Source organism: Streptosporangium pseudovulgare (assembly GCF_014648055.1).
Classification (GTDB): domain Bacteria; phylum Actinomycetota; class Actinomycetes; order Streptosporangiales; family Streptosporangiaceae; genus Streptosporangium; species Streptosporangium pseudovulgare.
Window position 1 is genome coordinate 39,702 of the sequence record NZ_BMQJ01000030.1, and the last position, 7,458, is coordinate 47,159.

At 71.1% G+C, this 7,458-nt stretch carries 8 protein-coding genes; 5 read left to right on the forward strand and 3 right to left on the reverse strand.

The features are described from left to right. Positions 1–118 precede the first annotated feature (118 nt). Positions 119–1,054, reverse strand: a complete 936-nt coding sequence (locus IEZ10_RS35760; protein WP_189250945.1) for a LysR family transcriptional regulator — start codon at positions 1,052–1,054, stop codon at positions 119–121. Positions 1,055–1,188: 134 nt separating this feature from the next. On the opposite strand from IEZ10_RS35760, the gene IEZ10_RS35765 reads away from it, so the two are divergent. The 5 genes from IEZ10_RS35765 to IEZ10_RS35785 all read left to right on the forward strand — a co-directional run bounded on the left by IEZ10_RS35765 (position 1,189) and on the right by IEZ10_RS35785 (position 6,496). Then, entirely contained in the window at positions 1,189–2,463 is a 1,275-nt protein-coding gene (locus tag IEZ10_RS35765; RefSeq protein WP_189250946.1) for an MFS transporter, read from the forward strand. 252 nt (positions 2,464–2,715) lie between these two features. Next, positions 2,716–3,363, forward strand: a complete 648-nt coding sequence (locus IEZ10_RS35770) for a cysteine hydrolase family protein (protein ID WP_189250947.1) — start codon at positions 2,716–2,718, stop codon at positions 3,361–3,363. 722 nt (positions 3,364–4,085) lie between these two features. Continuing rightward, positions 4,086–4,319, forward strand: a complete 234-nt coding sequence (locus IEZ10_RS35775) for a hypothetical protein (protein WP_189250948.1) — start codon at positions 4,086–4,088, stop codon at positions 4,317–4,319. Further along, a complete protein-coding gene (locus IEZ10_RS35780; RefSeq protein ID WP_189250949.1) occupies positions 4,312–5,301 on the forward strand; it encodes a polyprenyl synthetase family protein in 990 nt (329 codons plus the stop codon). The genes IEZ10_RS35775 and IEZ10_RS35780 overlap by 8 nt, the downstream gene beginning before the upstream one ends. Beyond that, a complete protein-coding gene (locus IEZ10_RS35785) occupies positions 5,294–6,496 on the forward strand; it encodes an oxygenase MpaB family protein (protein WP_189250950.1) in 1,203 nt (400 codons plus the stop codon). The genes IEZ10_RS35780 and IEZ10_RS35785 overlap by 8 nt, the downstream gene beginning before the upstream one ends. Before the next feature lie 239 nt (positions 6,497–6,735). Here IEZ10_RS35785 and IEZ10_RS35790 read toward each other — a convergent pair whose 3' ends face one another. Both IEZ10_RS35790 and IEZ10_RS35795 read right to left on the reverse strand, forming a co-directional pair. After that, positions 6,736–6,996, reverse strand: a complete 261-nt coding sequence (locus tag IEZ10_RS35790; RefSeq protein WP_189250951.1) for a hypothetical protein — start codon at positions 6,994–6,996, stop codon at positions 6,736–6,738. Positions 6,997–7,058: 62 nt separating this feature from the next. After that, a partial coding sequence (locus IEZ10_RS35795) for a transposase (protein ID WP_189250952.1) occupies positions 7,059–7,458 on the reverse strand: 400 nt, incomplete at its 5' end.

Sequence of the window (7,458 nt, forward strand, 5' to 3'; positions counted from 1 at the left end):
ACGGCGGTGCACCTGCTGGGAACGCGCGGCCCGCTCCGTCCGGCTCATGGACACGCCGGACGGGCGCGCCGGCCCCGGGCTCCCGGCCCCTCGGTCCGGCTCGCCGGGGCGGCGGTGTTCAGCGTGGGATCGTCCAGGCCGGCGTCCAGGTCCCGGCGGCGTCGTGGCCGGCCGCCGCGGCGGCGAGATGGGCCCGGAGGGTGGCCAGCGCGGGATGGGCGTTGTCGCGGTGCCACAGGAGCGAGTGCGGGTAGACGGGCGTGGGGTCGGTCACCGGGATGCGGCGCAGGCCGTGGTCGGCGGGCCAGACGAGGCGGGTCTGCCCGCCCATGAAGGTGGCCAGGGCCGGGGTGTCGGCGATGGTGTCCAGGAGCGCGTCGGAGCCGAAGTTGGGGCCGGTCGCCTCGATGGTGAGACCGAACTCGGCGACGAGGTCGTCGTAGTAGGCGGCCCACTCGGTACCGGGGACGACACCGGGCATCCAGATCCGGTGCCCGGTGAGCTGGGCGACGGTCACCGATCGGGCGCCCGCCAGCGCGTGGGCGGGGCCGGTGAGGAGCTGGAGCGGCTCGTCGATCACCCGGACGGACTCGATGTCCTCGGGAAGGGGGCGGCCGGGCATGGCGACGGCGCGGAAGGACGCGTCGATCACACCGGACCGGATGGCGGCGACGGCCCTCTCGATGTCGAACAGCATCACCACGTCGAGGTCGATCTCGGGGTGCGCGCGGTGGAAGCCGCGCATCATGCCCGACTGCGCGCTGCGCGAGGTGATCACGTCGACGCGCAGCGGACGGCTGCCGGCGCGCACGGACGCGACCGCGCGCTCGGCGACGCGCAGCAGCTCGCGCGCGTGGGGCAGGAACGCCTGCCCGTCGATGGTGAGCTCGGCGCCGCGCGGCGTGCGGGTGAACAACCGCACGCCGAGGTCGCGCTCCAGCGCGGCGATGCGTTTGGAGACGGCCTGCTGGGTGACCGCCAGCTCGGCGGCGGCCTCCTGGAACTGCCCCGCGTCGACGGCGGTGACGAAGGTCCGGACGATGTCGAGGTCCATGCGGACACCCTATGAGTACAACCACTGGTTGTGGCAGGGCGGCTCTGCGGTTGTTTGATCTCCAGGCCTGGCGCTCGCTTTGATGCTTCCGATCGCGAATCGGTTGTGCGGGTGAGAGACGAGGGGCGTCGGACATGCGGAACGGGCACCGGCTGGGACGGTCATTCGGGTGGCTGTGGGGAGCGTACGGGGCCAGCGCGCTCGGCACGTGGCTCGCCTTCGGCGCGTTCCCGCTGATCGCGATCCAGGTGCTGCACGCCGGGCCGGCGGAGGTCGCGGCGTTGTCCTCCGTGGGGGCGGCGGTGGGCGCGGCCGTGGCGGTGCCGCTCGGCCCGTGGGTGGAGTTCCGCCGCAAGCGGCCGGTGCTGATCGGGATGGACCTGGTGCGGTTCGCGGCGCTGCTGACGATCCCCGCCGCGTTCGCGCTCGGTGTGCTCTCCTTCGTCCAGCTCCTGCTGGTCTCGGTCGTCGTCGCGGCGGCCGACATCACCTTCCGCGCCGTCTCCGGCGCGTACCTGAAGACGTTGCTGCCGGCCGAGGACCTGCTCGTCGCCAACGCCCGGTTCGAGTCCACGACCTGGACGGCCACGATCGTCGGGCCGCCGCTGGGCGGTGCCGCGATCGGGCTCCTCGGTCCGGTGGCGACGGTGGTGGCCGACGCGGTCAGCTACCTGCTCTCGGCCCTGGGCATCCGCGCGACGGGCGGCCACGAGCCGCGGCCCGAGCGCCGGGAGGCCGCGCGCATGCGGGCCGGGGACCTGCTCGACGGCTGGCGGTACATCCTCGCCGACCCGACGCTGCGCCCGCTGTTCTTCAACACCGCTCTGTTCAACGGCCTCGTGATGGCCATCGACGCGCTGCTGGCCGTCCTGATGCTCGGCCGGCTCGGGTTCACACCGTGGCAGTACGGCCTCGCCTTCGCCGCTCCCGCGATCGGCGGGCTGTTCGGTTCGCGGCTGGCCCGACCGCTCGTCACCCGGTTCGGGCAGCACCGGGTCCTGGTCGTGTCCGGGGTGCTGCGCGCGTTCTGGCCCGTCGGCCTGGTCTTCCTGGGGCCGGGCACCGGAGGGCTGCTGCTGGTGATGGGCGTCCAGCTCGGGCTCATCTTCTGCTGCGGGGTCTTCAACCCCGTCTGCGCCACCTACCGCCTGGAGCGCACCGCGACCGACCGGATCACCCGCACGCTGTCCGCCTGGGCGGTGACGACCAAGGCCTCGACCGCGCTCCTGACGGCCGTCTGGGGAGTGCTGGGCGGACTGCTCGGCCCGCGCACGGCCATCGGCCTGGCCGGCGTGCTCCTGCTGGTGACCCCGCTGCTGCTCCCCCGGCGCGCCGCGGCGTCCCTCGCCGAGCCGGAACCGGAAACGGAGCCGGAAGCGGAGACGGCGCCGTCACCGGGCCGTGCCTGACAGGCCCCCGGCCGTCACCGGGCCGTGCCTGACAGGCTCCCCGGCCGTCACCGCGACCGGGCCGGCCGCCCCTCTTCGGAACGGTCCGCCCCTCCGCGTACGGCTCGGCGACGAGCACGACGGCCTTCGCCGTGGCCGCCGTGGCCGGTGTGGCCGCGGCGCGGCGAATCGTGGCTCACGTACCCGATGCGCAGTCGGCCCTCGGCACGCGATCGCGCGTGTCAGGGCGCCCTCATCACCCAAGGAGAGAAAATGACCGTCACTACCCCGGCGCTGGACCCCCGGACGACCGCACTGCTCGTCATGGACTACCAGCGGGGAATCCTGGCCTCGCTCCCCGGCCCGGCCGGCCCGGAAGCGCTGCTGTCACGGGTGGCCGGCGCCATCGCCGACATGCGGGCGCGCGGCGCCGTCATCGCCCACGTGCGGGTCGGATTCACCGAAACCGACTGGGCGGCGATCCCGCCGGCCAACAGGATGTTCTCCCTCATCGGCGGGCAGCGCCTCATGCACCACGCGGATCCCGCCACGAGCATCCACCACCGGCTCGCCCCCGAGCCCGGCGACATCACCGTCCGCAAGACCCGCCTCGGCGCGCTGTCCACGACGGACCTGGACCGGCGGCTGCGGGATCGCGGAATCACCACGCTGGTCATCGCCGGCATCACCACCAGCGGCGCCGTACTGTCCACCGTCACCGACGCCGCCGACCGCGACTACCGGCTCCACGTCCTCTCCGACGGCGTCACCGACCCGGACCCGCAAGTCCACCACACCCTGATGACCGGCGTTTTCCCGAGGCTGGCCCACATCATCGACACCGCCGAACTGCGCTCGCTCCTGCACGAGGGCCATCCCGGCCGGGCGGAGGACGGCGGGACGGCCGGGCCCGGCCGCTGACCGGGTCCGGGTCGCCGGCGACCCGGGGCGACTTCACCGGTGACGCGGCGGTGAAGCTCGCCGGGGCGGCCGAGCCGTTGCGCGGCCGTCCCGCCGCGAGCGATCCCGGCGGGAGGATTTCGCCGTAGGCACCGGCACCGGCCGGTGCCGTCACCTGCTCGGCACGAGTGACGGTACCGGCGGCCGGCGCCGTACTGGCCCCCCAACCCGTGTCCTGACACCTCATGCGGATCCCCGCTGGCATCCCGGCGCAGAGGGCATTTAAGGAAGATCGGTACAGAAATCAGCGGTAGAGGCTGCCACTTACGGCAACGTGGAAGCCGAGCCCGGAAGAATCGACGTTCTCTGCGGGACGAGCAGGCGCCACCGTACTTCCCGCAGGCTCGGCCCGTTGTCGCGGTCGCATGGACAACGGCTTGTGACGCCCGCCTGGGGCAGGCCCGTACGATCGCGCGCTGGCGCGCCCGTGGCCGAGCACCGCGGGCGCAGGGTATTCGGCGTGACCCGGTGGACCTCCCCCGTCTCCCGGCGGTCATCGGACTTCGGTGATAGGCCATCCGCTCGCCCCAAAACGCCCAAATTTCTCCTTGGCCATCAATTGTGGAAAATGCCATCCAGGATCCCTTAAATCAATTCGCCGTCACCTGTTACGGCAGACTTGGGGACGCCTTTCGTGGTTCACTTCAATTTCAAAAATATCCTTTACGAGCGGGAGGGCTTAAGTGCGGGAGGAGAACCCTGCGCCTCGGGACGAGGTGCTCTATCTGGCCGCCGGTTTAAGTGATCTCCTGGTGGAGGGGCTGCGAAGTGTCACCCACCACCTTCCCAGCCTGAGCCAGGTGCGCCAGGAACTGCGCGCCCGCGGCGAGTTGGCGGTCAAACGCCTGGGCACGACCCCGCAGCCGCATCTGGAACTGCTGGCCCGGCAGGTTGTCGAGCGCGGCCGGTATGAGTGACCTCCGGCTCCGGGTGGACCGGGCGCTGGAGCAGTTCGTCGAGGCGGAGATCGCCGAGTTGTCGGCGCTGGACGCCGAGCTGGCCCCCATCGCCGACCAGGTACGCGTCTCGATCGCCGGAGGCAAACGGATCCGCCCGGCATTCTGTTATTGGGGATGGCGAGCGGCGGGCCGGCCCGACACCGACGCGGTGGTCCGCGCCGCCGCGGCGTTGGAACTGGTGCACGCCGCCGCGATCGTGCACGACGACCTCATCGACCGCAGTCCGCTGCGGCGCGGCCGGCCCACGGCTCACGAGAAGCTCGGCGACGCCCTGGCAGTCATGATCGGCGATCTGCTGATGGCCTGGGCGGGGCAGCTGTTCCACACCTCGGGCCTGCCACTGACGTTCCTGGCCCGGGCCGTGCCTTCATGGACGATGCTGGGCCGTGAGCTGGTGGCGGGCGAGTGCCTGGAGATCCTCAGTACCGGAGGCGCCCCCGACCTCGCTCGGTCGCTGACCATCGTCCGGTTCAAGACCGGCTCCTACACCGTCGAGCGGCCGCTGCAGATCGGCGCCGTGCTCGCCGGCGCGAACCCCGCGACGCTGAACACGTTGGCGGCGTACGGACGTCCGCTCGGCGAGGCGTTCCAGCTGCGGGACGACCTGTGGGGCGTGTTCGGCGACCCCGAACGAACCGGCAAGTCGGTCCTCGATGATCTGACGGGCCGCAAACCGACCGCGCTGCTGGCCCTGACGCTGGACAGGGCGTCCGAGCCCGACCGCCGGCGGCTGCATGACCTGCTCGGCGGACCGCCCACCCCGGCCGACGCCGCGGAGATACGGGACATCATGCAGCGGTCGGGAGCCGTGACCCATGTACGGCAGATGATCGACGAACGCGCCCAGGCCGCACAGGCGGCTGTCGACAAGGCCCGGCTGACGCCGGACGCCGCTGAAGCCCTGACCCGACTGATACGCGAGGTGGTCGCGGATGCATGACTACACCGAGGAGTACATGAACGGGCTCCGGCTCGAAGGCGACCGGCTTGCCGACGCGACCGTCGAGGCCCTGTTCGCCGGTGGCGACGTAGGCAGATTCAACACCCTCATGCGCTGGTTCACCACCTCCGGTCAGGCACTGCCCGAAGGCCTTCCCGACGCCGCCCGCGAGTATCTGAACGCCACGGCCACACCGCCGGACTGGGTCGACTGGACGGTCATGGAGCAGGCCAGGCAGTTCTTCATCGACAACGACGTGCACATCTCCACCGCCCTGTCGTTCGCGGCGATGCCGGCGTGCTACATGATCCCGCACGTGGCCAAGCTGCTGTCGGCGACGCACTCGCTGGCCTACCCCTCCCGGCGAATGGCTGAGACCGGGCAGTTCACCGTCTATCTCATGCAGCCCGACGCGTTCCAGGCGGGCGGGCGGTTCCTCCCGGCCGCGCAGAAGGTACGGCTCCTGCACGCCTCCATCCGCCGCCACCTCAAGCAGGAGGACAGGTGGCCGGAGCCCGTTCCGATCTGCCAGGAGGACATGCTCGGCGGGCTGATGATGTTCAGCCTCCAGGTGCTGGACGCCCTGCACCGGATGGGCGTCCATATCAGCCCCGACGGGGCCGAGGCCTACTACTACGCCTGGAAGGTCGTCGGCACCATCCTGGGCATGGATCCGGCGACCATCCCCCCGGATCTGGAAGCGGCCCGCCGGTTCTCCGACCGGTACATGCTCCGTCACATGGGACCTTCCCCAGAAGGGGCGCAGCTGACGCGGCAGCTGATCGACATGTACGAACAGGTCGTCCCCGGAACGTTCCTCGACCCCGTCGTACCCGCCCTCATCCGCTTCCTGATCGGTGACACCGCGGCCGACTGGCTTCAGGTCCCCGGTTCCCGCTGGGACTCCATCGTGAAGATCGGTCCGGTGCTCCTGGACGCGCTCGAACGGCTCGAAGACAGCGGTCCCTGGGCCGAGCAGCTGTCCGACCGGCTGGGCCGCCTGGTCACGAAGCTGGAACTGTCGTCGCTGACCCGAGGCCGTGTCATGCACTACGCCATCCCCGAGGAGCTCAAACCCGACTACGGGATCGCCCCGCGAGCGGCACGCTGGACTCCGCCTCCGCCCGCCTCGACATCAGCCCCCGGCGGAACACCGGCAGGTGAACGGCCACTTCCGGCACCGGGGTCGCCGTAGTCTCAGGAAAGATCGGGCAGGTGCCGTGGATCCGTTGATCAGCGGACGGGCCGGGCGTCGGCCACTCGCATCGTGTGGGAGCCGATCAGATACAGGCGGTATTTCCCGGTGGGTCGTCGGGGCCTCTCCGGTCAGCGCGCCTGCGGCTGCAGCATGGCGAGCATCCGCTCCACGCCCGAAGAGAGCATCATGCGACCTGAGGTGCTGTGCTCGGCGTTCGGGTGCGCCTTGATCCACGGTCAGTACGGCACGACCGCGGCCTGGTGGATGGCGCGGATGGCCGAGCCCAGGTGATCGAGCCATTCGGGCTCGCCGTCCGCCAGCCGCCCGGACCAGGAAGGCAGCCTCCGCCGGCGAGCGGTGTCGTCGATCTCGCACCGTAGCGTCGCACGAGTGCGGTGCCGCAGATTGTCCAGGCCGTGCTCCAGCGTGTCCGACAGCCCGCAGGGTGTGAACAGGTCGACCATCCAACTCCGGGCGGGCAGCAGGGAGGCGAGCATGGCCGCCTGCGGCTGCGCCGTCAGCCGGTCTCGCGCATGCCGGCGCCAGCCTCTAAGAGCTCCTAACGCAATGAGCTGAGGCGGCGCCGGCAGATCAAAGCGCAACCGAGGCTGGGGAAGGCTTCGTGGATGTCGTCGCGGATCTCCCATCGGATGCGCAGGCGGCGGAAGTGGTGCGGAAGAGCAAAGGCCTGCTCGACGACCCAGCGGTGTTTGCCCAGGCCGGAGCCGTTCTCGGTGCCGCGCCGGGCTATGAGCGGGCGGATGCCGAGGGCACGGACCTGCTTGCGGTACTTGTCGTGGTCGTAGCCGCGATCGGCCAGCACGACGTCGGGACGCCTGCGGGGCCGGCCGCGCCTGCCACGCACCGGCGGGACCGCCTCCAGCAAGGGGATCAGCCGGGTGACGTCATTGCGGTTGCCGCCGGTCAGGATCACCGCCAAAGGGATGCCGGTGGCATCG

Coding starts and splice junctions, on each gene's coding strand:
- IEZ10_RS35790 (WP_189250951.1), bottom strand. CDS start 6,996: ATGCTCGCCTCCCTGCTGCCCGCCCGGAGTTGGATGGTCGACCTGTTC.
- IEZ10_RS35780 (WP_189250949.1), top strand. CDS start 4,312: ATGAGTGACCTCCGGCTCCGGGTGGACCGGGCGCTGGAGCAGTTCGTC.
- IEZ10_RS35760 (WP_189250945.1), bottom strand. CDS start 1,054: ATGGACCTCGACATCGTCCGGACCTTCGTCACCGCCGTCGACGCGGGG.
- IEZ10_RS35770 (WP_189250947.1), top strand. CDS start 2,716: ATGACCGTCACTACCCCGGCGCTGGACCCCCGGACGACCGCACTGCTC.
- IEZ10_RS35785 (WP_189250950.1), top strand. CDS start 5,294: ATGCATGACTACACCGAGGAGTACATGAACGGGCTCCGGCTCGAAGGC.
- IEZ10_RS35765 (WP_189250946.1), top strand. CDS start 1,189: ATGCGGAACGGGCACCGGCTGGGACGGTCATTCGGGTGGCTGTGGGGA.